The 24,990-nt window shown below is 58.9% G+C and carries 27 protein-coding genes and 1 pseudogene; 6 read left to right on the forward strand and 22 right to left on the reverse strand.

The window, feature by feature from the left end; translation table 11 throughout:
- Positions 1–69: 69 nt before the first annotated feature.
- Complete coding sequence (locus ACH2EH_RS23380; RefSeq protein WP_395145569.1) at positions 70–792, forward strand: RsmE family RNA methyltransferase; 723 nt, start codon at positions 70–72, stop codon at positions 790–792.
- Here the strand turns inward: ACH2EH_RS23380 and ACH2EH_RS23385 are convergent.
- Positions 789–1,700 carry a GNAT family N-acetyltransferase gene (locus ACH2EH_RS23385; protein ID WP_395145571.1) on the reverse strand — a complete coding sequence of 304 codons (912 nt, stop codon included), beginning with the start codon at positions 1,698–1,700 and terminating at the stop codon, positions 789–791. The genes ACH2EH_RS23380 and ACH2EH_RS23385 overlap by 4 nt on opposite strands.
- A 114-nt stretch (positions 1,701–1,814) precedes the next feature.
- Here ACH2EH_RS23385 and ACH2EH_RS23390 point away from each other — a divergent pair, with 114 nt between their 5' ends.
- Entirely contained in the window at positions 1,815–3,134 is a 1,320-nt protein-coding gene (locus tag ACH2EH_RS23390; protein WP_395145573.1) for a diguanylate cyclase, read from the forward strand.
- 117 nt (positions 3,135–3,251) lie between these two features.
- On the opposite strand, the gene ACH2EH_RS23395 is transcribed toward ACH2EH_RS23390, so the two are convergent.
- The 16 genes and pseudogenes from ACH2EH_RS23395 to ACH2EH_RS23470 all read right to left on the reverse strand — a co-directional run bounded on the left by ACH2EH_RS23395 (position 3,252) and on the right by ACH2EH_RS23470 (position 17,033).
- Positions 3,252–3,974, reverse strand: coding sequence for an RNA polymerase sigma factor (locus ACH2EH_RS23395; protein WP_395145575.1), 723 nt, complete (start codon positions 3,972–3,974; stop codon positions 3,252–3,254).
- 353 nt (positions 3,975–4,327) lie between these two features.
- Positions 4,328–4,825 carry a DUF4274 domain-containing protein gene (locus tag ACH2EH_RS23400; protein WP_395145576.1) on the reverse strand — a complete coding sequence of 166 codons (498 nt, stop codon included), beginning with the start codon at positions 4,823–4,825 and terminating at the stop codon, positions 4,328–4,330.
- A 31-nt stretch (positions 4,826–4,856) separates the two neighbouring features.
- Positions 4,857–6,491 (reverse strand): annotated as a pseudogene (gene carB, locus ACH2EH_RS23405) (carbamoyl-phosphate synthase large subunit); the annotation flags it as partial.
- Positions 6,469–7,386: a DMT family transporter gene (locus ACH2EH_RS23410; RefSeq protein ID WP_395145578.1), complete on the reverse strand. Its 918-nt coding sequence runs from the start codon at positions 7,384–7,386 to the stop codon at positions 6,469–6,471. The gene ACH2EH_RS23410 and the pseudogene carB, both read right to left, overlap by 23 nt.
- A complete protein-coding gene (locus ACH2EH_RS23415; protein ID WP_395145580.1) occupies positions 7,383–8,960 on the reverse strand; it encodes a glycosyltransferase family 39 protein in 1,578 nt (525 codons plus the stop codon). The genes ACH2EH_RS23410 and ACH2EH_RS23415 overlap by 4 nt, the downstream gene beginning before the upstream one ends.
- Before the next feature lie 23 nt (positions 8,961–8,983).
- Positions 8,984–10,075: a glutamine-hydrolyzing carbamoyl-phosphate synthase small subunit gene (gene carA / locus ACH2EH_RS23420; RefSeq protein WP_395145581.1), complete on the reverse strand. Its 1,092-nt coding sequence runs from the start codon at positions 10,073–10,075 to the stop codon at positions 8,984–8,986.
- Positions 10,072–11,340 (reverse strand): dihydroorotase, encoded by a 1,269-nt coding sequence (locus tag ACH2EH_RS23425; protein ID WP_395145583.1) that lies wholly within the window; start codon positions 11,338–11,340, stop codon positions 10,072–10,074. Before ACH2EH_RS23425 ends, carA begins: the two co-directional genes overlap by 4 nt.
- A gap of 97 nt (positions 11,341–11,437) precedes the next feature.
- On the reverse strand, positions 11,438–11,734 hold the full coding sequence (locus ACH2EH_RS23430; protein ID WP_395145584.1) for a hypothetical protein: 297 nt from the start codon (positions 11,732–11,734) through the stop codon (positions 11,438–11,440).
- A gap of 82 nt (positions 11,735–11,816) precedes the next feature.
- The gene (locus ACH2EH_RS23435; RefSeq protein WP_395145585.1) at positions 11,817–12,095 is read right to left on the reverse strand and encodes a hypothetical protein; all 279 of its coding nucleotides are present in this window, start codon (positions 12,093–12,095) and stop codon (positions 11,817–11,819) included.
- Positions 12,092–12,634, reverse strand: a complete 543-nt coding sequence (locus tag ACH2EH_RS23440) for a hypothetical protein (protein WP_395145587.1) — start codon at positions 12,632–12,634, stop codon at positions 12,092–12,094. The genes ACH2EH_RS23435 and ACH2EH_RS23440 overlap by 4 nt, the downstream gene beginning before the upstream one ends.
- Positions 12,635–12,639: 5 nt before the next feature.
- Positions 12,640–13,563, reverse strand: a complete 924-nt coding sequence (locus tag ACH2EH_RS23445) for an aspartate carbamoyltransferase catalytic subunit (RefSeq protein ID WP_395145589.1) — start codon at positions 13,561–13,563, stop codon at positions 12,640–12,642.
- On the reverse strand, positions 13,560–14,126 hold the full coding sequence (gene pyrR / locus ACH2EH_RS23450; RefSeq protein ID WP_395145590.1) for a bifunctional pyr operon transcriptional regulator/uracil phosphoribosyltransferase PyrR: 567 nt from the start codon (positions 14,124–14,126) through the stop codon (positions 13,560–13,562). The genes ACH2EH_RS23445 and pyrR overlap by 4 nt, the downstream gene beginning before the upstream one ends.
- Positions 14,127–14,346: 220 nt before the next feature.
- Positions 14,347–15,045: a hypothetical protein gene (locus ACH2EH_RS23455; RefSeq protein ID WP_395145592.1), complete on the reverse strand. Its 699-nt coding sequence runs from the start codon at positions 15,043–15,045 to the stop codon at positions 14,347–14,349.
- A gap of 108 nt (positions 15,046–15,153) precedes the next feature.
- Positions 15,154–15,981: a tetratricopeptide repeat protein gene (locus ACH2EH_RS23460; RefSeq protein ID WP_395145593.1), complete on the reverse strand. Its 828-nt coding sequence runs from the start codon at positions 15,979–15,981 to the stop codon at positions 15,154–15,156.
- A 62-nt stretch (positions 15,982–16,043) separates the two neighbouring features.
- The gene (locus tag ACH2EH_RS23465; protein ID WP_395145595.1) at positions 16,044–16,337 is read right to left on the reverse strand and encodes an MGMT family protein; all 294 of its coding nucleotides are present in this window, start codon (positions 16,335–16,337) and stop codon (positions 16,044–16,046) included.
- A gap of 24 nt (positions 16,338–16,361) precedes the next feature.
- Positions 16,362–17,033: a 3D domain-containing protein gene (locus ACH2EH_RS23470; RefSeq protein WP_395145597.1), complete on the reverse strand. Its 672-nt coding sequence runs from the start codon at positions 17,031–17,033 to the stop codon at positions 16,362–16,364.
- Positions 17,034–17,333: 300 nt separating this feature from the next.
- On the opposite strand from ACH2EH_RS23470, the gene ACH2EH_RS23475 reads away from it, so the two are divergent.
- Positions 17,334–18,194, forward strand: coding sequence for a hypothetical protein (locus ACH2EH_RS23475; RefSeq protein WP_395145599.1), 861 nt, complete (start codon positions 17,334–17,336; stop codon positions 18,192–18,194).
- The gene (gene rsmA / locus ACH2EH_RS23480) at positions 18,195–19,022 is read left to right on the forward strand and encodes a 16S rRNA (adenine(1518)-N(6)/adenine(1519)-N(6))-dimethyltransferase RsmA (protein ID WP_395145601.1); all 828 of its coding nucleotides are present in this window, start codon (positions 18,195–18,197) and stop codon (positions 19,020–19,022) included.
- A 32-nt stretch (positions 19,023–19,054) separates the two neighbouring features.
- Here the strand turns inward: rsmA and ACH2EH_RS23485 are convergent, their stop codons facing one another.
- From ACH2EH_RS23485 to ACH2EH_RS23495, 3 genes are read right to left on the reverse strand one after another with little or no spacing between them, the layout of a single operon-like run.
- The gene (locus ACH2EH_RS23485; RefSeq protein ID WP_395145603.1) at positions 19,055–20,353 is read right to left on the reverse strand and encodes an NAD-dependent epimerase/dehydratase family protein; all 1,299 of its coding nucleotides are present in this window, start codon (positions 20,351–20,353) and stop codon (positions 19,055–19,057) included.
- Positions 20,354–20,361: 8 nt separating this feature from the next.
- A complete protein-coding gene (locus tag ACH2EH_RS23490; RefSeq protein WP_395145605.1) occupies positions 20,362–21,075 on the reverse strand; it encodes an SDR family NAD(P)-dependent oxidoreductase in 714 nt (237 codons plus the stop codon).
- Positions 21,076–21,110: 35 nt separating this feature from the next.
- Positions 21,111–21,842 carry a phosphatidylinositol-specific phospholipase C/glycerophosphodiester phosphodiesterase family protein gene (locus ACH2EH_RS23495; protein ID WP_395145607.1) on the reverse strand — a complete coding sequence of 244 codons (732 nt, stop codon included), beginning with the start codon at positions 21,840–21,842 and terminating at the stop codon, positions 21,111–21,113.
- A gap of 254 nt (positions 21,843–22,096) precedes the next feature.
- On the opposite strand from ACH2EH_RS23495, the gene ACH2EH_RS23500 reads away from it, so the two are divergent.
- Positions 22,097–23,542 carry an RNB domain-containing ribonuclease gene (locus ACH2EH_RS23500; RefSeq protein WP_395145609.1) on the forward strand — a complete coding sequence of 482 codons (1,446 nt, stop codon included), beginning with the start codon at positions 22,097–22,099 and terminating at the stop codon, positions 23,540–23,542.
- Positions 23,543–23,707: 165 nt separating this feature from the next.
- Positions 23,708–23,947 carry a hypothetical protein gene (locus ACH2EH_RS23505; RefSeq protein ID WP_395145611.1) on the forward strand — a complete coding sequence of 80 codons (240 nt, stop codon included), beginning with the start codon at positions 23,708–23,710 and terminating at the stop codon, positions 23,945–23,947.
- Here the strand turns inward: ACH2EH_RS23505 and ACH2EH_RS23510 are convergent.
- Complete coding sequence (locus ACH2EH_RS23510; RefSeq protein WP_395145613.1) at positions 23,944–24,732, reverse strand: hypothetical protein; 789 nt, start codon at positions 24,730–24,732, stop codon at positions 23,944–23,946. The two genes, ACH2EH_RS23505 and ACH2EH_RS23510, sit on opposite strands and share 4 nt — an antisense overlap.
- A 36-nt stretch (positions 24,733–24,768) precedes the next feature.
- A partial coding sequence (locus ACH2EH_RS23515; RefSeq protein ID WP_395145615.1) for a hypothetical protein occupies positions 24,769–24,990 on the reverse strand: 222 nt, incomplete at its 5' end.

Below are 24,990 nucleotides of genomic sequence, written 5' to 3' on the forward strand. Positions count from 1 at the left end.
GCTAAGATCGTTGGCACACTTTGTAAGCTGGTAAGTACGATATAGTGCCAGAAGAGTTTAGAGAACACAATGCCACAATGTTTTTTTATTGAGCCGTCCGTCGGTGAGCTTCAGCTTCTGCCCGAAGACAAGACCCACCATATTGTTCATGTGCTAAAAATGCACGCTGGAGAGAGTCTTCGACTCCACGATGGCAAGAACCAGTGGGCCAATGCCACTCTGGAGATCGTGGGCAAGCGGCGCGTGTCGGCGCGGCTGACGAGTCCCTGGCAGCCTCTGACAACCGAGCCCGAGCTGCGGGTCACGGTTTTCCAGGCGTTCCCCAGAACGGGCGATAAAGTGGAGCAGGTCTTGCAGCACGGCACGGAGCTGGGTGCAGCCGGGTTTGTGCTCTTCCCCAGCGACAAAGCCCAGGCGCGTATGGACGAGCGAGAGCGGATCGCTCGAAAAGTGGAGCGCTGGGAGGAGCTGATCCGCAACGCCGCCGAGCAGTCCGGGCGCGGCATCCTCCCGACCATTACCTACCTCCGAAGTCTTGAGGAGGCGCTCCCCAAAGCAACAGGCTCCCTACTCCTCCTCGATGAAGAGGGCGTTCCTCTAAGTGAAGTCGGAGTAGGCCAGGGTGAGGTCACTCCTCAGGCAGAACTGGCAGTTTTCGCGGGATCCGAGGGCGGATTCACGAATATAGAAAAGCAGAAAATCCTAGCGGCGGGAGCACGGAGCGTCTCCCTAGGGCCACGCACCCTGCGCACCGAGACCGCCGCCCTCGCCGCTCTCGCCAAGCTGCTCTAGCCCGTTTCGGGTAAGAAAGTCGGAAAGAGGACCCCCAGAGGCTCCTGCCACGCCCCTCGAATCTGTGCAACATGCAGCTCGCAGTTGCGTGCGCCCCAGCCATAGAGAGTCTGGAGAAGTGCCGTGCATGTCGCGGGAACCAGAAACACCGGGTTACCAGGATGCTTGCGGCGCTCCGTGGCAAGCAGTGCGGCGGCGATCTCCTGCGTGCGCGCCACGCCCGGACCAAGTAAATTGCTTGCCGGATGCGCGACGGCAAAGAGAAAGCCACCCACCTCCCCTCTCTCCTCCCAGACCGAGCCACTCCAGATCCCCAGCGTATTTTCCGTGAAGTAAGTGAAGTCTTTTGTGCGCTCTATCCCCACCAGCTCTTGCTCCAGCGCAACCAGAGCGGCAATGTCAGCGGCGGTGATGGAGCGGATCTGTGGATCCGGTAGGGGCAGACGCTTGATATCAGGCAGAAACATGTCGTGGAAGAGCACACGCGGGACAAAACCGGCGCGGGTGTAGAGGGAGAAGGAGTCCAAGTTCATCGCGGACGAGACCAGCCGCAAGGGCTTTCCCGCACGCTCCGCAAGCCCAATCACTTCATCCAGCATCTGCCGCGCGATCCCGTGGCCGAAGTACTCAGGGTGGGTGTTCACAATTCCCAAAGAAAAATGCGTCGAGCGCGGGTGGAAGAAACACGAGCCGACCAACGCTCCCGTCTGAGTGTCTTCAGCGACCACGCAGCAGCCGGGATCCAGCGCCTCGTACACCTGGCAAAAAACCTCGCACTGCCCAGAATCGCCGGTGAAGATCGCGGGCTTTCCGCTGGCCTGATACCAGGCATTGGTGGACTGTGCGATTAGCTGAGCCTCCTCACGCCACTCGCCGGGTCGCAAGCGTCGCAACGACAGAGTTTTCATGCACAAGAATTCACTAGCGACAAGTCATCCCCCTTCAAAATCATCCGTGAAAAGCCACAATGACAGAGAATGAGATCCGCTAAACCAAATCGCAGAATGGAGAGACGTGCCTTTATGGGACGCCTACTCTTTCCCATCGGTCTGCTTCTCCCTATTCTGGCAACCATCTTTGTCACACTCCATGCGGACTTCTCCTTCCCTATCGGCCTCTGGAAAGCGCAGCAGACGACCCCCTGGCTCTGGCTAGTGGATGCCCTGCCCATTATCTGTGCCTTCTACGGCAGATTTATTTCTCAGCCCGTGCTGGGCAGCCGCAGTGCCCCTCTCTTAATTGTCATTCTGATGCTCCTGTTCTTGATGCCCTGTAGTGTAATGGTCTATGCCTGGCAAGAGACACGAGGAAGTATCGTGACCCTCCACCACACCCGGCAGGCAAGTCAGCTCCAGACCATTGCTCTTCGCCTCTACATACAAACCAACCAGAAACCGACGAGTGATGTCCGACCTGACCTTGCACGGATGAGCCAGATTCGAAAGGAGATTAAATTCTCGTCTCCGAGTGCTATCATGGCTACGGAATCGGCCTGGAATCAGTTTTATATGGAGGCAATCCGTCCGAGGACGCTCAGTCTTTCTACCACCCTCAGGATGCGCGAAGCCGCGGACCGGCTGGCTCATGCCCTAGAGACAGACTCCAAGATAGAGCGCGATGAGGCGGCGCAGCTTCTTTTGGGAGGAATTATCAGCGCACTGCTTGCCATGGCGCTAGCACTTCAGCTCTTCAACCAGCTTCGGGTGGTCGAAAGCCAGCTACTCCTAGGGCAGAAGCAGCAACTGCAGACAAATCAACAACTAGAAGCAGCCAATGCCCAGATGGAGGAGGCGAACCAGAAGCTAGCGACAGTCAACACACAGCTAGCGCACACTGCCTCACGCGATTCCCTCACGGGTCTCTACAATCGCCGTGCACTGGATGAGCGTCTGCTGATTGAATGGAATCGGGCTGTTCGCTACCAGGAGCCACTTACCCTCGCACTCATTGATATAGACTATTTCAAGACCTATAACGACAGCTTCGGGCACCCTGCTGGAGATGCAATACTAGAGACAATCGGGATGATTCTCCAGCACGCGGTCCGTGTCACGGATGTCGCCACGCGCTACGGAGGCGATGAGTTCCTGATTTTATTGCCTCAAACCGGCGAGGACGATGCCATCCGCCTCGCCGAACGGATTCGGGCGGCCATACAAGCAGCCCCCTGGAAAAACCGTGCCGTCACCGTCAGCATTGGAATCGCCGAGCGCACGGCAACGATGATCCACTCGCTAGAGCTGGTAGATGCCGCCGATGTCGCACTTTACAGGGCCAAGAAAACCCGCAACTACATCTGTGGCTCGCTCAGTGCCCCTGCCGCAGACAAACAAGCCGCCTAATTATCCCACCCTACCCATCCTGTCCACCCAAGACGCCTGCATGGAGTGGCTCGTAGCAGGAGTAGAAGTACGGAGTTTGGGCCTCGAACTCGGCGGCGCAGTGTTTAAAATAGTACATCAATATGGTGCTTTGAGGTACCTGGCCATCTTCAGGCATGCAAGCCGAAACTTCTCTACAGGCTTACGCTTCTCCCACGCTCGTTTCTCATCTAACGTCGGCTCTTCTCCCCCCGTCTGTGAGCAGACTTCCTCCCAGGCTCGACGAACCTCTTCCGCTCCACCTAGTGAATCTATATCGTGTTCAACCAAATACGCCAGCAGTTTCATCCGTCCACGCCGAAAGTATGAACGCACTGAGCCATCGCCTATTTGCAAAAGTTCAGCAATCTCGATGAACTCTTTCCCCGTGTAGAAAAGTGTCAGTACCTCTTGCTCATAGTCGGTGCAGCATTGCTTCAGATATCCCAGAAGACGCTGAGCGTACTCAGGACTCTCAGTAGGGATTTCCATATACACAGAGGGTTCCGGCCAGCCCGCCTCATGTTGCACCTCAAAAGAATAGGTATGGCTTTCCTGAATGCCTCGATCACGTAGATATTTTTTCAGGAGGTTTGCAGCGATGCCAAATACCCACCTCTCCCCGCGACGGTCCCCAACTGTCCCACGATACTTTGCTCGTCCCAGATAAGCCGCACTCAAAGTCATCTGCACCAAGTCGTCGGTGTCAGCCACAACCTTGATCCTCTGACGGAAAAAACCCGCCAGCCTGGGACGTAGCCCCTCAATTTGTTGACTGAACTCATCCGGTATATCCGGCTCATTTTGTACCTGATGTGCCATTTAAAATATTTCGCAACAAAATGGATATTCTTGTAACGCTTTAACACGAAAAAGGAACCATAGATATTATAGAGAGCACTCTGCCCGCCGGGCGGGAACCCAACGGACAGAGCAGGATGACCTACTTCGGCATCAGGCGAATCGCCAAGATATACTTGGTGACCACCAGGATGACGCAGGCCACCCAGGGAATCCACACGTAGTGCATATACGTGCCTCCTTTCTGCTTTCTACCTCGGGGCCACTGCGGGAACAGTGGCCTTTTGGCTTCTGTAGTATGCCTACCCCAAAAGTGGGTGTCAAGCAGAACTATAAGTTTTAAAGCCCCCGGCGCACGCCGGGGGCTTTTTTCTTTACATCCAGACGTTCCTGGGATAGTCGTAGACTTCGCCAGGAGTCTCGGCAAAGAGCGCTTCAGGAACCGAGTATTTGAGCTTTCCAAGCACTTTGGGATCTGGTGGCGTAGCGGGTAGCCGAATCTGTTGCGAGGAAAACCCTGTGGTTCGCAGACGTTCGATAATCGCTAGTGCGAGCCGGAAGAACGCTTTGTTCTCATTCTGTGCCCCAGGGTAGGACTCTACAAAATCACCCTCACCCTCGTGCTCCAGAAGATAGAGAAATTCCCCTTCGCCGAAGATAACACAAGCGGTTCCTAGGTCGCAGTGTGGGTGGGCGATGATCTGTCCGATCACCTTGGTCGTCGCTCCATCATCCCAGTTCCAGACGCAGGCGATAGCGTGAAGTTCCTGCGGAGTTGTCAGATCCGCAATCCATTCCGGATGCTCATGAAGGTCTTCGAGAAGTTCCATGAGCACTTCGGCCTGCTCATTAGTAACAAGTGTTTTACCCATCCTGTCCCCCGGAAACGCCTACGTGGAGTGGCTCGTAGCAGGAGTAGAAGTAGGGGGTTTGGGCTTCGAACTCGGCGGCACAGGTGTCCACGATCTTGTAGGTGGGGATGATTCCTACGGCCTTACGGCGGTTGCGCAGATCCAGCTCTTTCAGGCCCGTCAGCTCGGCGATCGTCTTGTCCGGGAAGCCCATAGACTTCGCGGCGGCGAGGAGCGTGTTATCGAGGCTTGCGCCCGCTTGCTCTAGTTTAAGTTCCATATCAATCAGATTCTTAATCTTCACCAAGAACCACGGATCGTAGTGCGCAAGACCAGCAATTTCCTCGACCAACATCCCACGACGAAACGCCTCAGCGATAGCAAAGAGGCGCTCGTCGGTGGCGACCCGCAATAGGTTCTCAAGTTGCATCTCACTCCAGCCTGACGCGTGCCGGTAGCGCAGGCTGTGAACCCCGATTTCAAGCGAGCGCACGGCTTTCATGAGCGCACTCTCAAACGTCCGGTCAAGTGCCATCACCTCCCCGGTAGCCTTCATCTGTGTGGTAATCCGTCGGTCCGCACTAACGAACTTATCAAAGGGCCAGCGTGGGATTTTCACGACACAGTAGTCGAGGGCGGGCTCGAAGCACGCGAGCGTCTTGCCCGTCACTTTGTTCTCGATTTCGTCTAAGTGCAGACCAATCGCGATCTTGGCCGCTGTGCGCGCAATCGGGTAGCCCGTGGCCTTACTCGCCAGCGCCGAGGAACGTGAGACTCGGGGGTTCACCTCAATAATGTAATAGTCGAAGCTCTTAGGGTCAAGCGACATCTGGACATTACAGCCCCCCTCGATACCGAGTGCCCGGATGATCTTGACACTCGCGGTGCGGAGCATCTGGTACTCTTTGTCTGAGAGCGTCTGGCTGGGCGCAACCACGATAGAGTCGCCGGTATGCACGCCCATCGGGTCTAAGTTCTCCATGTTGCAGATCGTGATACACGTGTCGTTGGCATCGCGCATGACCTCGTACTCGATCTCTTTCCAGCCATTAAGATAGCGCTCCACCATCACCTGGTTCACCGGGCTAAGACGCATCCCACGCCGCGCGATCTCCAGCAGCTCAGGAACCGTCGGTGCGATACCTCCACCTGAGCCCCCGAGCGTGTAGGCGGGACGGATAATCAGCGGCCAGGGAAGCCCCTCTCTCTGCGAAAGCTCGATCAGCGCCGCTTCAGACTCAACGATCCAGCTCTCAGGAACGGGCTCCCCGATGCGCCGCATGAGCGCACGAAACTGCTCGCGGTCCTCGGCCATCTGAATGGAGCGTAGAGACGTGCCCAGAAGCTTGACATTGAATTCTTCGAGGATCCCTAGCTCCGACAGCTTGGCCGCTAAATTGAGGCCCGTCTGCCCTCCCAGAGTCGGCACCAGGCCATCGGGGCGCTCACGGTCAATGATCTTACGTAGAAACTCCGGCGTGAGCGGCTCGATGTAGACCCGGTCAGCCATCTCCACATCGGTCATAATCGTCGCCGGGTTGGAGTTTACCAGGACAACCGAGCAGCCCTCCTCGCGCAGCGCACGGCACGCCTGCGCCCCCGCGTAGTCAAACTCAGCGGCCTGACCAATCACAATCGGCCCGGAGCCGATCACCATAACTTTCTTAATTGCTGGATCTTTTGGCATAATTCTTCCTCGTCAAGAGTATTCCCGTGATAATTAACCCGCCCCCTAGTACGTGCCAGAGAGTGATAGGCTCATGGATCAAAAAATAAGCGCCGACGGCGGCGGCGAACGGCAGAGCGTACATGGCGCTGGTCGCGGCGACCGTGCCGACTTTTCCGACGGCGGTGTTCCAGGCGACAAACCCAAAGAGGGTGGTGGGAACGGCGGTCCAGAAGACGGCGAGCCAGGTGTGGGGCGCGACGGCGGCAAAGTCAAAAGAACTTCCGCGCCAGAGAACATACGGCAGGCTCCAGAGTGCTCCAAACCCGACATTTCCGAGCGTGACTTTGAGAGCGGGTGTGGTAGCGAGCTGGTTTCCCAGTAGGGTCAGAAAGCCGCCGTGGAGCGCCGCGCGCAACAAGGCGAGTGCATCGCCACGCCATGTGGTGCCGCCAAAGTGTAGCCCGCCGGGCGCGTGCGTTGCCACCAGCGCCACCCCAATCAGCGCGATTCCCGCTCCGAGCAACGCGCGTTTTCCGAACGGTTCGCCGTAGAGTCCCCGTGCCCAGAGTACCGTCGAGAGCGGAATCGTCCCGTGCGAGAGCAGTGTTAAATTCGCCACCGACGTGTAGCGCACGGCAACTGCCTGTAAAATCTCTCCAACGAGCATCGAGAAAAACCCAAAGCCCGCGTACATCAGAATTTCTTTACGGGAGAAGCGTAGCAGTGATCTATCTTGCCAGCTCAACCCCAGTGCAAGCAGCGGCGCGACAAAGAGAAACCGCAAGCCCGAGAGAAAGATCGGGTCGAAAGCCTCGCCCTGGGCGGGCCGCATCGCCACTTTCAGCGCCGTGGCGTTCATGCCCCAGATCGCCACGCACAGAATAATCACTGCCCAGGCCAGTCGCTTGCTCACCGTGGCACCTCGTAGAGGTACATTAGCGTATTTCCTAGCCGAGGGCGCCCTACTTCATGCGGTGGCTGAATAATCTCCGGGGCGATGCGCTCCCAGTAGAGCAGCCGTGTGGGGGAACGGACAATCAAGAGATAGGACGGCTGAAACACCGTGAGTGGGTCTTTGTCATTCGCGAGCCCCGGGTAGAAAATCGGGACGGCACGCAGGCGGTTCTCCAGGCACAGAGACGCGGCCTCGCCCACGATCACAGTGCCCTCTGCAAAGCGCTGCCCCAGAGCGCGCCCCGTATCACGTAGGGTGTAGGTTCGCGCTCCCAGTCCTAAAAGAATACTCCCCGCGTTAAGCAAGAGCGCCAGTGCCAGGAGCCATTTTCCCAGCGATGCGGGCAGGGAAGGCAGTGCAGGCTGCTTCCAAACGAGCACGCAAGCAAGCCCCAGCGCCAGAGGAAGGGTTACCCACTCGGCAGGGACACTCCCCAAGACAGCCCCCACGGGAATCACTCCGAGGTGGTAGAAAAGAAAGAAAACCGGCACACCCAACCCCCACGCCCGAGCGCGCGGACGTGTGCGCCAGAGCCGCCAGAGTGCAGGGAGACGCGGCAGAGTAACGGCGGCCAGCGCGACAAGTGCGGGCAGAAAGAGCAAGAAGTAACGCGTCGGGATGTAGCGACTCACCGCCAGCGAGCCCATCGCCAGCCCTACCCAGCACACCAGCACCCGCCAGAGAAAGTCACGTTTGCGCCGTCGCCAGCCTAGCCCCAAAAGCCCGATGAGCCCCACGGTCGCCGTGACGGGAGCCTGGGTTTCCAGGCAGTGCATCATGTATTTTTTGGTGGTGCGCCGATAGCCCAGTAGCGCGAAGCTCACACAGCGGCCCACCTCCGAGATCGAGCGCGGCTGCGACTGTTTGGTGCGATAGAAGTTGGTCATGTGCGCAATTTCGGCGCGGTGGGGAATCCCCCAGAGTGCTCCGTAGATCGCCAGCCCTGCCAGTGCTCCTGCGGCATACGGCAGCGCTTGCTTGCGCCGCGCCCAGCCCAGTGCAATCAGTGGCACGGGCAGAAACAGGGCGTAGGTCGCCTTAAACGCCAGTGTTGAAGCGGCAAGCAGCCCCGCGACCAGCAGCGTACTATTTGTCCCTAGGGTCAGGCACCAGAAAGCGGCACAGTGCACCAGAGTTGCGGGCAGCTCCATGAGTGCCAGCCGGCTATAGCCCCAGAAAAAAACATCGGTTCCAAGCAGTGCCAGCCCCGTCAGCGCCGTTTTCTTGCCAAAGCCCCGCCGCAGGCCGTCCCAGAAAAAGAAAAGCGCGAGAAGCGATGCCAATACGGAGAGACTACGCGCCGCAATTAGCCCCACCCCAAACTTCCCAAAGACCAAGCGCTGTGCCAGATCCAGCACTGGCATTAAGTTGGCGTTGTTAAACTCATCCAGACGCGCTTGCCCAAAGAGAGTGGCATTTCGAGCATTGTAGGTGTAAAAACCCTCATCGGTCCAGATTCCCGAGCTCCAGTCCAGCAGTGGCCACGGGTCGGCATCGAGCCAGAAAAGGCGCGAGACAAGCAGAAAGACCACCAGGCATACCACAGCCAGAGATTTTATTGCCGCGCCTCCATCAAGCTAAGAAAGCGCTCGAAGTAGAAACGTGAGTCCGTCGGGCCGGGAGAGGCTTCGGGGTGGTATTGAATGGAGAAGACCGGCAGGGTTTTATGAGTCAGTCCCTCGACTGTGCCGTCGTTGAGATTTATCTGTGAGACTTCTAGCTGATCCTCTGGCAGCGTGTTGGGGTCAAGCGCGTAGCCGTGGTTCTGCGACGTAATCACAACTCGCCCGGTAGGCAGGTCTTTGACGGGGTGATTCGCACCCCGGTGGCCGAAGGGCAACTTGAACGTACTTCCCCCAAAAGCGCACCCCAGAAGCTGGTTGCCCAGACAGATTCCCATCACGGGTTTCTCGGAGGCGACGAGCTTCTGAACGGTCTCGACGGCGTAGCCCAGCAGCGCGGGATCCCCGGGGCCGGGAGAGAGAAAGATGCCAGCGGGGTTGCTGGCGAGCATTTCTTCCGCGCTTACGGTTGCAGGAAAGACATGCGTTCGGATCCCCAGCTTGGCAAGCTCACGCAGAATATTGAACTTGATGCCACAGTCCAGCACGCTCACGGTGAATTTGGCGTCGCCCGCCTCAGGCCCCCAGAAATACGGCTCTGGCGTCGTAACGGTCTTGACCCAGTCAATCGCATCGTATTTGTCTGTGGCAGATTGGAGGCGTGCGAGCAGTTCGTCGCCGGTCTCCTCGGTGCTCAGTGCCCCCATCATCACGCCCTCATGCCGAATGCGTCGGGTGAGCGTCCGCGTGTCAATGCCAGTAATACCGAGCACACCCGCACGCTTGAGATAGCTATCGAGCGACTCGGTGGCGCGCCAGTTTGAGTACGTGTCGGCCAGCTCCCGCACCACAAACCCCGCGACTTGCACTTTCTTACTCTCAAAGTCCTCGGGCGTGATGCCGTAGTTCCCGATCAGCGGGTAGGTCAGGGTTACCAGTTGCCCGGCGTAGCTAGGATCGGTAAGTACTTCCTGGTAGCCCGTCATTCCGGTATTAAAAACCACCTCGCCGCTCGCACGCCCGGTTGCCCCGAACGACTCCCCCTCAAAAACTGTTCCATCCGACAGTGCTAGAATTGCTTTCACGAAAACACGACCTCCCCACCCACGATTGTCAGGACGGTTTTGCCCGTCAGTTTCCAGCCGCCAAAGGGCGTGTTCTTGCCCTTGCTCACAAACGCTTCCGGATCTACTGTCCACTCCACTGTGGGATCGAAGACCGCGATATCCGCAGCACTGCCCACCGTGAGTGTCCCACCGGGTAACCCCAGAATCCGTGCGGGGGCCGTGCTCATCTGCCCGATTAGCGCAGCGAGCGAGAGACGCTCCGGCTTTACTAAGCAGGTGATTCCCAGTGCCAGGCTCGTCTCTAAACCGTGAATCCCAAACGGGGCGAGCGGGAACTCTTGGTCTTTTTCGTAGCACGCGTGCGGCGCATGGTCCGTGGCGATACAGTCCAGCGTGCCGTCTTTGAGGCCGGCGATCATCGCTTCACAGTCCGCCTGCGTGCGCAGGGGCGGGTTCATCTTGGCGTTGGTATTGTAGCCCTTGCACGCCTCATCCGTAAGACACCAGTAGTGCGGCCCCGTCTCAGCCGTTACAGGCGCACCCAGAGATTTTAAGAACCGAATGATCTCAACTTCACGCGTGGTGGAGACATGGAGCACGTGCAGGTGACAGCCCGTCATCATCGCTAGCAGCCCGTTGCGCATCACATCCATCTCGTAGGCCTCACGTGGCAGGCCCTTGAGCCCGAGGACGCTCGCAGTGTAGCCCTCGTTCATCACCCCGCCATCGGAGAGGCTCGTGTTCTCGCAGTGGGCCAGCACGGGTAGATCCAGCATCGCGGCGTACTCCATAGCCTTACGCATGAAGCCCGCATCCTGCACCTGGTAGGCATCGTCACTGACCGCAATCGCCCCCGCGCCTTTCAAGTCGCCCATCTCGGCCAGCTCCGCGTTCTTCATGCCTTTCGAGAGCGCCCCAATCACGTAGAGCCGCGCCCCTCGCACTTCCTTTGCCCGAGCCAACAAGTCGCGGACAATGGGCGCGGAGTCAATCACGGGCGTCGTGTTGGGCATACAGGCCACGGCAGTAAAGCCCCCCGCAGCCGCACTCCCGAGGCCCGAAGCGAGATCCTCTTTGTACTCCTGCCCCGGCTCACGCAGATGAACATGGATGTCGATCAGCCCCGGGCAGACCACTTTTCCCGTGCAGTCATGCTCCTCATGATCACCCGAAATCCCGCCCCCCAGCCTGATCTCCGCAATCCTGCCGTCCTCGATCCGAAGATCGCCGATCCCGTCAATCCCGCTCGACGGGTCAATTATTCGTCCGTTTCGTAAAATCATAACTTTTCTCCAGCGACGTGATCTCTCGCCTCCATGAACGGGGGCGTCTTATTGTCCTCGTGCCTCGGACACAAAGGGAGTTCCGGCCATACCAAGCTCACTTTGCCTCGCCCCAAATCCGCTGAATCTCGCAGCCACTCTCTGTCGCTGTCACTCGAAAGACATCCGGGTTGGTGAGGCGGGCTTGCTTGTCCGCGTCAAACGGCAACCCGAGGCGGCGCAGCAGGAGCGCCGTCAGGTTTCCGTGCGTGACCAGCGCCGTGGTCTTACCTGCCGCGACGATCTCCCGAAACGCCGCCAGCGCGAGAGCCTGCTGCTCCCCCGCCACGGTCAGCGGCGCTTCTGGCTCCTGCCCCGTGGTCGCGCAGTGGCGAATCAGATAGATAGGGTTCACTGTTTTAGCCTTTCGACCAGAACGGAAGCTCCGACAGGAAACTTCACTATCGGACGAGAGCGGCGAATCGCTCCCCGAAGCATTAGGCGGCCTGCTTTCGACGGGGAAGAACACCACCGATGGTCTCGACAGCGGTATAACCGATCCGCAACGCACAGAAAACGCCCTCAGGCCGCCGTACTCTAATCTGCTGACTCGCCTCCAGTCCCGTGTTGGCGATCACATAGTCACCGGACTCGATGTCAATCATGACAATCTTTCCTAGGTTCTCCTCATTCTCGATAATAGTACGAAGTTGACTCGTGTAGATAGCCTCACCACGTGCGACAATCTCTTCTTTTGTATACTGCTTCTCTTTCATGCTAGCTTTTCCTCCAGCCACTCCAACAAATCTGGTGTTTCTTCAAAAGCTTCATTTGTAATCGTAGTCACCTCGGCAAAATCGGGGATTTTCGCAATGCCTTGTGTAAGAACCCACTCTCGAAACGCAAACAACTCGGGGGAGTTTGGTAAGGCAGACTCAGGATCATCGAAGTCTTCCAATCCTGCCGCAAGCAGTGCCAGGAACTCTGGATATGACTTGGCTGCAACAAACGAGTAATCTGCCCCTTCAGAGTCCAAAAGAACAATGGGCACTCGCTCTACGCGCACTTCTTCGACAAACCAGAACGCATAAAGAGAGCCATTTCGTGTCGAGCCGAACGGCACCAGATATTTCTCTAGCCCTGCCTTCCCAGCCCAGGAAGTAATCAGTGCCCCCCCACCATCTGTCGGGAGATCAAATACAAAGTTCAGCGCATCGGGATGGCCACTCGGATGCTCCTTGAACCAAGCCGCAAGTGGCTTGAGGAGTTCCTCAATTCCTTGTTGTCCCCCCGCTGGGCGGGGGCTAGGGGGCACGCTACTCACCCTTCCGCTCCCAGCAATAAATAGAGCACCGCCATTCGGGTGGCGACGCCGTTGGTGACTTGCTTTTCGATCACGGCTTGCGGCAGGTCAGGGACATCGCCGGAAATTTCGAGGCCACGGTTCATCGGGCCGGGGTGGAGAATAATCGCATCGGGCTTGGCGGCACGGAGAGCGCGACGGCTTACTCCAAAGAGATTGCAGTACTCGCGGGGTGTCGGGAAGAGCGCTTTGGCCATGCGCTCTAATTGCAGACGCAGAACCATCACGACATCGGCGTTCTCTAGGCCCTCTTCTAAGTTCGTGTGCACCGTGACGGGGAGCTTTTCAGACTCGGTGGGCAGGAGGGTTTTGGGGCCGATTAAGTGCACATCTGCCCCGAGGGTGGTGAGGCCCCAGATATTGCTTCGCGCGACGCGGGAGTGGAGCACGTCCCCGACAATGGCGACTTTTAACCCTTCTACGCTTCCCTTTGCATCGCGGATCGTGAGGGCGTCGAGCAGGCCCTGGGTGGGGTGCTCGTGCATGCCATCCCCGGCGTTGACGACGGGAATGTCCACCCACTCGGCAGCTTGGTGGCATGCGCCGCTAAACGGGGTACGCATAATCACTAAGTCTGCCGTGAGCGCCTGGAGCGTCAGAAACGTGTCGCGGAGGCTCTCGCCCTTGCTGGCACTGGAGGCATTGCCGCTGATATTGATCACATCGGCGCTCATGTACTTGCCCGCCGCCTCGAAGCTGGAGCGGGTGCGCGTGGAGTTCTCAAAGAACATGGTGATGACCGACTTGCCCCGTAGTGTCGGGACTTTCTTCACATCGCGGCGCAGGACTTCAGAAAACGTGGTGGCGTTGTCGAGGATCATCTCGATGGCCTCACGCTCCAGCCCTTCCAGGCCCAGCAGATCACGTCCAGCGAGGTTCATAATTCCCCTCCTTGTCCGAGGGAGGGGCTAGGGGTGGGTTCTTTGGCAATAGTCACGGCATCTTCGCCATCGAGCTCGGCGAGCTTCACATTGATGCGCTCGGTGCGCTGGGTGGGGAGGTTCTTTCCCACAAAGTCGGCGCGGATCGGTAGCTCGCGGTGGCCTCGGTCAATTAAAACAGCAAGCTGAACCGTGGCAGGACGACCAAAGTCCATGAGAGCATCTATCGCGGAGCGGACGGAGCGCCCCGTGAAGAGCACGTCGTCTACTAAGATCACCGTCTTGCCCGTGATGTCAAAAGAGATACTGCTCGCACGGGCTTCGTGGCGGCGGACGGCGTAGTCGTCACGGTAGAGAGCGATGTCGAGGCCGCCACAGGCCACAGAATGGCCCTCAATACGCTCGATCTGGGCGGCGAGGCGTGCAGCAAGCGGCTCACCACGACGGAGCACCCCTACAAGCACGATCCCTGCTGCGCCTTTGTTGCGCTCGACAATCTCATGGGCGATCCGGGTCAGTGCCCGGCGAACATCGCCGCTATCCATCACCTGTGTTTCATTCATGTTTGTTATCGCTCAGCCAGCAAAACGCCTCCCTACCGAGAGGCAGGGAGGCGCTGAAGAAGCCGCTCCAACACCGGTGTTGGAACCAAAATCATCATCTCGCGCATCCTTGTCCGTCTCTCGGGGCGGATTCCGCCTCACAGGACGGTCAACAAGGCAATTACTAGTTGTCTGGCATCAGTGTAGCACGCACCAAGCAGGCTTGCAAACGCGACTCGAGCTACTCGAAAGTTTCTCGCTTGGGCTTTCCCATCTCTTCCTTGGGCTTCTCACGCTTGATCTCAGGAGCATTGGAGGCCGCGATCGTCCCCATTTCCTGGGGAACAGCTTGCTGTGGAACGGCTTGCTGTGGGGTAGCGGCCGTGGCCAAGACTGCCTTCGCAACCGCACGAAACGGCAGCGCAACATACAACTCGACATCGCCGGAGCTCATGTCCATCAAGGCAGTGACATTGGACGGGATACGTTTAGGCAGTACTCGGTCGTCTACATTGACCTCACGGTGCCCCATCTCGCCACCCGGAAGCGACACCTGGTACTTCACACTACGAGCGTAGGTATCCCCGTTGAGATTATCCGCAGAAAGAAGTCGCGCCATCACGGGTGCTCCGTTCGTGACGAGATGCTCCGAACGCATCAGATGCTGTCTCAATCGGAAGGGGAAGTAGACCAGCCCAGCGAATCCCGCGAGCATTAAAGGAATGCTGAGCGGGATGTTGCCACCGCTTTGCTTCGTGACGGCACGCAGGTAGAGAAAAAATCCGATAACCAGCAGAGCCCCCGCGATCCCTGAAAAAAGCGGGACATTAGGGCGGTTACGATCTGGATAATCAGTAAACGACACAATCCGACGAGGTGCGGACTGCAGGAGATCGGGCTCAGGAACCCAAGTCTCATCTATGTTCACGTTCATGGACATGGCGAAAAAATCCTCACGACTGCAACAGGCCCACTGTAGTGAGCATCTGTGTTTTGAGGTGCATTATACGGCAACTGCGCCGAATTTGGGAGAAGTTTCTCCATTACTCTAGTGGTATCGGTAGTGTCGCCAGCCCGGTTGACTGTCAGGGGTAAGATAGGGAAGCTGTGCAGCAAGTACCGCGACGGCTGTTTCGGAGAGATAGAAGCCACGTGCACGCGCACTTTCCTGGGGATCTCGCAGAAGATGGAGATGGAAGAGAATGTCTTCGGAGGCGAGAGAGAGTACTTGGCGGATCTGATAGCGCTCCAGAAGATCAATGGCCATCTGGCAGGCTTCTTGTAGCTCGTCGTCGGGCGCAAGTTCCAGTGTGCGGGTAAACGCCCGGCAAGACGCTGCCAGTAGCCCGGCCTGCTGTAAGATCACTCCGCGCTTGAAGTGGTGCCCTGGATCGTACGGGTCTAGGCGCACCATTTCGTCGGTGAGGCGTAGTGCGCGTTCGTACTGCCCTCGGTGAAGAAAGGCCGTCGAGAGAATATCACGGGCATGAATTGAGCGTGGCTTCAGTGCAAGAAGTGCCTGACCGTGGGGAATCGCGTCATCGTAGCGCCCGATCTCGACACAGACATCCGCGAGGGCTTCCCGGGAAACGGGACAGTCGGGGACATGGGCCACAGCGGTCTCCAGGATCTCACGGGCCTCCCCTGCACGCCGTCGCTGGCGAAGCAAGTCGGCGAGCCGGAGGTAGCCGCGTGTGGAATCAGGAAGGGCGTGTACCAGCGTCCGTAGCTGTACTACTGCCTCCTCCACTCTTCCCGATGCCACCAGCGCATCCGCTTGATGCAGCCAGCGCCACTCGTCCACAGGAAGTGGGAGAGCGTCTTTTTCTGAAACTAAAATTGTTGCCTTGCCTGCCACCTGTTCTCCTGAAGGCATTATACTCATTTTTTGATGAAATGCTTCTCTGGCACAGAAATTGCCGCACAATTGCGGGTTTTCTACCAGAAGTAAGCAATCGGCACCCGCCCCTGAGAGCCAAAAACCACTCCCTCTCGTTCCAGGCGGCGGCGCTGTTCGGCAGCGAGCACAGGAGAGTAGCGGGCGACACGAAGGGTACCATCACTTCCGACAACTCGGTACCACGGAACGTGATCCTCCTGGGCACAGTGCGCCATGGCACGTCCCACGGTTCGAGGTCGCACGCCTACCCGATCCCCCACTTCCCCATAACTAAGAACACAGCCCGCCGGAATAGTTCGAACCAGCGCGTAGATCGCCTCAAATTCGTCCATTTCCAGCGGGCTGCTTTTTAGATCCTAGTCCAGAATCACAACACGGACACGCTTACGCCCGTAGGCATTAGCCACACTGTCCGAGTTAAACGCAAGGTCAATGCGCATTCCCTTGATCGCGCCGCCCGTATCCTCGGCAACACACTCGCCATAGCCTTCGACATAGAGCCGGGTTCCGAGCTTAATGACACGTGGATCCACCGCGACAACGCCAAAGCGAACGCGAGTTCCCAGGGCTGTGCGGTCGCCCCACCGACCGTTCTCACCAGGGCCGTAGCCCGTGGCGCTCAGAGTCAGAACACGTTTACCCTCGAAGCGAGAGAGATTTCCCAGAGTTCCACGGGAGCTGAGTGTCCCACGCGCCGCCCCGGATTTTATCGCAACGACCTTCATGGGCGCAGGCTTTTTTGTGGGGGCGCTTGCCGGGGCTGCTTTAGGTTCAATCAAGACCTGCATTCCCTCGGTGATCTGTGAGGTGAGCGGTACAGAAGACAGGAGCTGTTCCGTTAGAACAACGTGCTGCTCCTCAAGAAGCTCGCAGACGGTTGTGGCCGTGGTTCGGAGCACATGGCTCTCCCCTTTGACGACCAGAATCACGGTCTGTGTCTTGGTTGCGCTTGTCTGTGCATAAGCGACAAAACTGGTCAGAGCGGCCAGAGTTGCGATGCTAGAGCGCATATAGTTTGTGAAGGGCATGATGCCTCTCTTTCTCGGTGGGGGGGCACGGTGCCACCCTCCGCAGTCAGAGACGAACGCCAATTTGGGTCCGCCAATCGGCAAGATTGCCGACATGGTTGGGTTTCAAAAAAAATTTCCGCTTTCCTTAAAACCGATAGAGTGTATCCCTGGAGTGTAGTAATGTCAAGTTCACGTTAACAATATACGCACTATCTAATAGTTATTAATAACCTAAACCTAATAAAAACCGTCAAAAAACAGGGGTTTTGCAGGAAACTGACTTCCCCCTGTTGAACCCTAGAATCGAGTATCTAAACCATGTCCTTTGACCCCAAGCGCTATCTCATCAAAGTCCAGGGAAACCGTGAGTACCTGCCTGTCTCTGCCCGCCTCATCTGGTTTCGCAGCGAGCACCCCGACTGGGGGATCGTCACCGAAGCCGTGGAGATCAACCATGAAAAACAGTTCGCAGTCTTTCGTGCCAGTATCTTCAATGAAGAGGGCCGCTTGATCGCCACGGCAACCAAGAAAGAAGACGTGAAAGGCTTTGGTGATTTTATTGAGAAGGCGGAAACAGGCTCTGTAGGTCGTGCATTAGCAATGTGCGGCTACGGTGCGCAGTTTGCCCCGGAGCTAGAGGAGAACGGCCCGCGCCGTGGAGGGGCTTCCGCTGCGCCTCGCATGGCTCCTCCCCCCCCCGGTCCGAGTAGCTATGGGCCGCCCCAGCGTGTTGCTCCCACGCCGCAGGCCGCACCGCCGATCCCGCGGCCCGCAGCCCCTGTCCTGCGCGATGAGATGCCACCACCCTTCGACGAAGACGAAGCGCCACGTGCGCCGCAGCGGCCTCTGTCTCCACCACAAGCACGGCCACAACAGCACGCCGACATTCCCTCCGATTTACCGCTCCGTCCCGCCTCCTCACTGTCTCGCCCCGCACCACGCCCTCTCCCCAGTGAGCCCGCCCCGCTGCACCAAGTTCGCCCTGCGCCTGCCGGTGGCTCGATCCAGCGCGTCCGTGAGCCAGAGCGCAACACGCCCGATCCTGGTGGCAATGAGGAGCTAGACGACCTCGACGATCCGTTCGCCGATGAAGATGCTCCCCCGCCGCCGCCACGGGCGGCGGCTCGTCCTCCTGCCCGCCCCGCCCCGCGTCAGCCCGGCGGAGACACGCTGCTTTAATTGGAACTCACCCGTCCTTCGGAGCTGAAAGCCCTGCTGGAGAGACATGGGCTTCAGCTCGCCCGGCGCTTCGGGCAGCACTTTCTGGTGGACCGCAACCATCTTGAGAAGATTCTCGCCGCCGCCGCGCTCACCCCGAGCGACACGGTACTTGAGATTGGCCCCGGCGCGGGCGTGCTCACCCGTGAGCTCGCCAAATACGCCGGAGCCGTGGTCTCTATCGAGCTGGATCGCCACTTGCCCCCCGTGCTCGCCGAGGTGATGGCGGAGTTTGACAACTGGCGCTTGATCGAGGCGGATGCCCTCAAGTATGACTGGAGCGAGCTGGACGCAACCAAAGTGGTGGCCAATATCCCCTATAACATCACCTCACCCTTGCTCGTGAAGATGTTGGAGTTCCGCCCTGTGTTTTCCTCGATCACGCTGCTCGTCCAAAAAGAAGTGGCAGACAGGGCAAAGGCCACCCCCAACTCCGATGCCTACGGCTCGCTCTCGGTGTTTATGCAGTTCTACGCCACCGTGCACGTTCCCGCGCTCGTCCCACGCAACGCGTTCTTCCCGCCCCCGAAAGTGGACTCGGCGATCCTGCATCTGATTCCGCACGCCACGCCTCCCGTGGATGTCCCCTCACCTGAAGCATTCTTTGCCGTCAGCCGCGCCGCGTTTGGTCAGCGCCGCAAGATGCTACTCGGGGCACTCTCGCACGGAATGAACCGCCCGCGCGAGGAGATCCTCGCCGCGCTCAATACTGCCAGCGTCACCCCCGACCGCCGCGCCGAGACCCTAAGCCTAGACGAGATCGCCGCGATTGCCCGTGCGCTCGTGTGAGCCAAGAGTTTCCTCGGCAAGGCGGTCGGTGGTCACGATTTGCGCCAGAGCCCTTCCAAGCTATCCTGCGGCTTCCACCCCAGTAGGCGCTCGGCTTTTTCCGTGCGGCACTGGTCGTGGGGGAAATCCGCGACGCAGTGAAACTCCTCGTAGGGGCTGGGGAGGGAGGAAGTTTCAAGGGCGCACTGAATCGCCCGGGCAGCGTCTTGCCACGAGAGCATCATTGCGCTACTGCCGCGCTCGCTCACGGCATCGGGCTGGGCGAAGCCATTGAACATGAGATTGGGCACTTCCAGGTCATGCCACTCCGCAAAAACCCGCAGCGCCTCGTTGCCTAAAAACTTACTGTGCCCGTAGAGATAGCGCCCAGGTCGGGTCGGGGAGTCGCAAGCCAGATGAAAGTCGTCGGTGAAGTCGTTCTCGCCATGCAGTGTGATGAGCTGCGGCCCCGTTTGCACCACACGTCGAATCCCGAGCTGCGCTGCTGCCCGCCCGACATTGTAGGCTCCCAGTGCATTAACCAGAAATGCCTCGACCGCATCGGGGCGCACGACCGTTAAGTTAATGATCGCATCGCAGCCCTTGCAAGCATTGAGTACCGAGCCAAAGTCGCGCACATCCAGAAAAACTTCCTCATGTGGCAGGGGTAGCGGGCAAGCAAGCGGCGCATCCGGCGACTGGGCCTTAGCCTCTAGCAGTGAGTTCAGATCCGCCAGACGAAGCGTGTAGTGATTTTTAAGTTCGTCGGCGACCACACGACCTATCGGCCCCCCCGCTCCCAGAACCGCGACTTTCTGGATAGGCCGCGACGCGACCGGCGCGACCGGCCCCAGCACCTCGCGCCAGTGTTTTCCGTCGTCGCTTGCGGGTCTCGCTAAGCACTCGCCCAGGTGACGCACACGCCAAGGCACGCTGGGCTCCGCGAGCACCTGCTCCAGTGTCTCTCGCGCCTGCACCTGTGCTCCAAGCCGCAACACTGTAACATGCAAGCCCGTCGCCCGCGCCACTTCCTGAAGCGAGAGTTCCATTAGATACGGGCAGAGCTGCTCCAGCAGAGGAGAGGGCCGGGGCCGCCAGTTGGGTGCCAGATGCCAGTTCTGTGGGATACGAGAGAAAAAATCGAGTGTCGAGCAGAGCACAATGTGTTTCACGCCCGCCTTTGCTGCCTCCGTTGCCAGCACGTACATCCCTCGCGTTGCCCGGTCAAAGTCCTCCGTCCGCCGAGGACGCTGTACAAGGGGCAAGTAAACCACCGTCTCCACGCCCGCCACTCTCGCTGCAACTGCCGAGGCATCGCGCGGATCACCCTCAAAAAAGATACTCTTATTCATAGTCATTATCAGTACGTACAGCGTCCGCCCGAGAGATCGTAGCACTGCGCCGTCACAAAGCTAGCCGCATCGGAGCAAAGAAAATGCACGACGCTCGCCACTTCGTCCACGGTGCCAGGCCGTCCCATCGGGATCTTGGAGAGGAGTGTTGCCACCACATCGGGGCTCATCTGCTCCAGCATCGGGGTGGCGATCTGCGCGGGCGCGACACAGTTGACCCGAATCCCCTCTCTTGCCACTTCCTTGCCAAGTGCCTTGGTGAAGGCAATCACACCCGCCTTGGCGCTGGAGTAGGGAATTAGATTCGGGTTACCCTCTTTTCCCGCCACCGACGCAATCGAGACAATAACTCCCCGTTTTTGATGTCTCATTGTCTGGATCGCCGCCCGGCAGAGCCGGAACACGCTGGTCAGGCAGATTGCCAGCACGGCGTCCCAGTTCTCGTCCGTTTGCTCCCAGAGCGGCACGCTCGCCCCGGTGATTCCCTGGCAGTTGACCAGAATATCGAGTGAGCCTTCCCGGAGGTAGATTTTCTCCACCAAGGCATCGGGAAAGGTAGGATCGGTCAAATCGCCCTCGAAGTCTGCGCCACTACCAGGCCGGTCTGCGGTTACCACCGTCGCCCCGAACACCGAGAGCCGCGCCACCACTGCTTGCCCGATACTGCCCGCCCCGCCCGCAATCAGCGCCACGCGCCCGGTTAAAAGAAGATCGTCCGTCATGCAACCCAAGTTCGGCAGGGAGCCTTTGGCTTCCTCTATGACTGTTTTCGAATAAACGCCGCCAGCTCCGACAGTTTGTCTGTGTTGAGACAGTCCACGCCCGCGCGCCAGCAGACCTCCCAGCCTGCGGGGTTGTCCGGGGTGGCCCAGAAGCGAATGGTGCGGCCCTCGGTGTGGGCTTGCTCGACGAGACTTGCGAGTTTCTCGCGGTCTGCGTGGGTCATGAGGCCAGAGCCGTACCACTTGAAGAGGGTAAACCAGCTCTCGCTAATCAGGGGAAAGAGCGCGACGGGTAGATTTTTGCCCAGGTCATCGGGGCGGCCATCCAGGGCAGCGAGGCGATTGCGCTCGGCGGCGAGTATGTCGCGGGGACGGTCGCCGGAGAGGATAATCGTGATGGCCCGGCGCTGGATCTTGCCGTTCTCGAAGCGCGTCAGCATCGGGGTGTAGGGCCTCAGCACCTCTTTGAGGGCAGCGTAGACGCGTGCACCATCGGTCTTAATATCAACGAGCAGTGTCACCGGCGCGGCATCGGGATAGACCTGGCCCCCGTTGGCTTTCACTCGCTGCCAGAGCGGCTCTAAATAGAGATTAACCAGGGTGCGCTCGGGGCGGAGGTCTTTCTTGTCATGGCCCACGAGAAGCTGGCTGTTTTCCAGGTAGACATCGGCCTCGACACTGCAAAAGCCTTGCTCCAGGGCATCGAGTAGCGGACGAGTATGGGCATAGTCGTTGTGCGCATGGGCACGTGGCAGAGGTTTGGGCATGGTGTTATGATCATTTTCGAGGCAACAAGTTGCTCTCGCTAAGGGCTAGCGCCGGGCACTCTCCGAGTGCAGGAAACTTGGTTCACGCCCCCCGTCAGTTCACGTACCCGAAGGGTGCATGGCGCAGAGAGGAACGAACGAAGCCCTTAGCGAGAGCAACTTGTTGCCTCGTATTCGTTCCCCGTGTTTTCTTTTATAGCCATAATACCTGCGCGGTCACGGCACTGCCGCCGCCAGGGATGTAAAATACACACATGTTCAAATCGCCCGATCTGATTGCCATTGCTGTCACCGCTCTGCGTGATGCAGGGTTCACCCCCACTTTTCCCGATGCCGTGGAGGAGGCAGCGGCGCAGAGAGTCGCTCTACCCACCCACCTGCCCGATCTGCGCCACTTGCTCTGGTCGTCCGTGGACAACACGGAGTCGCGGGATCTTGACCAGATTGAGGTGGCGGAGTGCCTGCCCGATGGCGATATTGTCCTGCGGGTCGGGATTGCGGAGGTGGACTGGCGCGTGCCTCAGAGCAGCGTGATAGATTCCCACGCGGCCAAGAACACCAGCAGCTTGTACACGCCCGGCCATGTCTTCCCGATGCTCCCCGAGGCACTCTCCACGGAGGCGACCTCGCTCGTGAGCGGTGAAGACCGAGTGGCGATGGTGGTCTCGCTCCGTGTCAACCCTGACGGCACACTGCAAGAGCGGAGCGCGGCCCCTGCGCTGGTGCGCAACTATGCCAAGCTCGCCTACGATAGAATCGGGCCGTGGCTGGAGGGCAGTGCGCCTCTACCGGAGGAAGTGGCGGCAGTGGACGGCTTGGAGGCGCAACTCAAGCTCCAGGACGAGACTCTAGAGCGGTTTCTAGCCCTACGTGAGCGGCAAGGTGCACTGAACTTCGAGAGCGTCGAGACGCAGCCCATCACTGAGAACGGCAAGATCGTGGGCATGAGGACAATCCATAAGAACCGAGCGCGCTTACTCATCGAGAGCTTCATGGTCGCGGTGAATACCGCCGTGGCCGAGCTGCTGCACGAGAGCGGGCGGGCCTCTATTCAGCGCATTGTCCGTGCCCCCAAGCGCTGGGACCGCATTATCGAGGTGGCCAAGGCGCTGAACGAAACCCTCTCCGAGACCCCCGACCCCCATGCCCTCTCAGCGTTTCTGGAACGTCGGCGAGCGGCAGACCCAGCGGGCTTTGCCGAGCTCTCGCTCACGGTCGTAAAACTTCTGGGGCCGGGCGAGTACGCGCTGGTAAAAGCGGGCCGAGCGAGCGAGGGGCACTTCGGACTGGCCGTCGGCGGGTACACTCACTCGACCGCGCCTAACCGGCGCTACGTGGATATTGTGGTGCAGCGGCTCATCAAGGCCACACTCAATCAAGCGCCTGCTCCCTACACCCCGGAGGAGCTAGAGACCCTCGCCGCACACTGCACGGAGCGGGCAAGTGTCGCCAATAAAGTCGAACGTCGCCTGCGCAAGAGCGCCGCAGCGATCTTTTTACAACCACGCCTCGGAGAGATCTTCGATGCTGTCATCACCGGTGTTAAGAACGGGAAAGTCTACGCCCGCCTTCTGGAGCCGCCCATCGAGGGCCGCGTCACCCGCAACGAGCACGGGCTGGATGTCGGTGACCGCGTCTCGGTGAAGCTGATCAAGGCCGACCCCGAGACGGGTTTTATTGATTTTCTGCATCGGGATTAATTTGGCCCGCATTTTCGCTCCCATGAACGGGAGCGTCTTATTGTCGTCGCAAGCTCCGACACGAAGGCCACTTCGGGCCATACCGAGTCAACTCGGCTATGGGCGGCACGCCCTTCGTGTCCGAGGAACGAGGACAATAAGACCGGGTGCCCTCTGGGCGCGTGAATGGGAGCGGCTCACGCGCTTCTCGCTGCTGACCCGGCCAAGTTCTTCACCGACGATCACTACCGAGGCTTTCCCGCTGTCCTGGTGCGCCTTCCTGCCCTCGACGCCGACGAGCTTGCGGAGCTAATCGAGGAAGCCTGGCGTATTCAGGCTCCTAAAACGCTCGTGCGGGAGTTCGACCTCCCCCGGCTTCGTGGAACTCAGCCACCCCCTCCGGCTTCGCGAAGGGGGACGGTTTAGAGTCCGAGGGGATTGAGGAGCTCGGGGCGGGCTTTGAGCGCGAGGCGGGCAGCGCGACGGAAGGACTGTGCCCAAGTATTGAGTGCCTTAAACGCACCATCGCGGGCCACGGTGGCGGACTTGGCGGTTTGCTCGGCCAGCAGGAAGTTGGTGCGCGCCGTGGCGAAGGTGGCGAGGGTGCTGTCGTAACCTGTGATCTCAAAGCCGGTGTCGTCCAGCGCCTTGGCGTGCGGGGCTTTCTTGGCGGTTGCCGCGCAGGTGTGGGTATAGACCAGAAACTTCTCCTGATCCTGCGGCACGCGCTCGCTCAGCCCGAGGCTCTGCTGGAGCGCCTTATCACCGGGGTAGGCGAGGCGCACCGACTCCCGGTAGTCCGTGACCGCAATCTTGGCTTTGCTAAACCCCTCCGTCAGCGCCCCGCCTGCCGTCCGTAGCCCACCCAGCGCTTCCTGCCGCGTCGCTCGCTTCGTCTCAAAGGCCGTCACCAGTGCCAGCCCCGCTGCAAGCTTGGCCGTATCGTAGCTACGCTTCGCCACCAGCACCGCAGTCTCAGGGCTATCCAGAACTGCCTGCACCTGCCGCGCCACTTCCCCGGTGAAGTTGGCCTGTTCCTGATCCTGATCCGCCCGAGCCACCACCGTCTTCTTCGCAGCCGCTATCGTCTTGGCCTCTTCCCCAGTCAGATTCTCCGTTTCCACCATCGTATTGGAGTCAACTCCAGCCGTCTCAACTTCTTCCCCGTTCATCTTGATTCCTTCCCCAGCCACATTGGCTGTAGTCATCATCAGTTTCTTTTCTGGCTCAATCTACTTTGTCGCAAGCTAAGGCATCTTAGCCTTAACCGCTGTCGTCGTCTTCACAGTCAAAACCCTCTTAGGCTGCTCCTCGGAGTTCTTATTATCATACCGCGCCATAAAAAGCGCTTGCAATATGTATTTACGGAACCAGGGGAACCGCATTTGGTATGGCTTAGCCATTTCGTCTAAATATAGAGCTATGGCTATAATTTGCATCAATCCCATTTTATAGATGGGAGCGGCGAT

It is taken from the genome of Armatimonas sp. (assembly GCF_043760365.1).
In the GTDB taxonomy this organism is placed as follows: domain Bacteria; phylum Armatimonadota; class Armatimonadia; order Armatimonadales; family Armatimonadaceae; genus Armatimonas.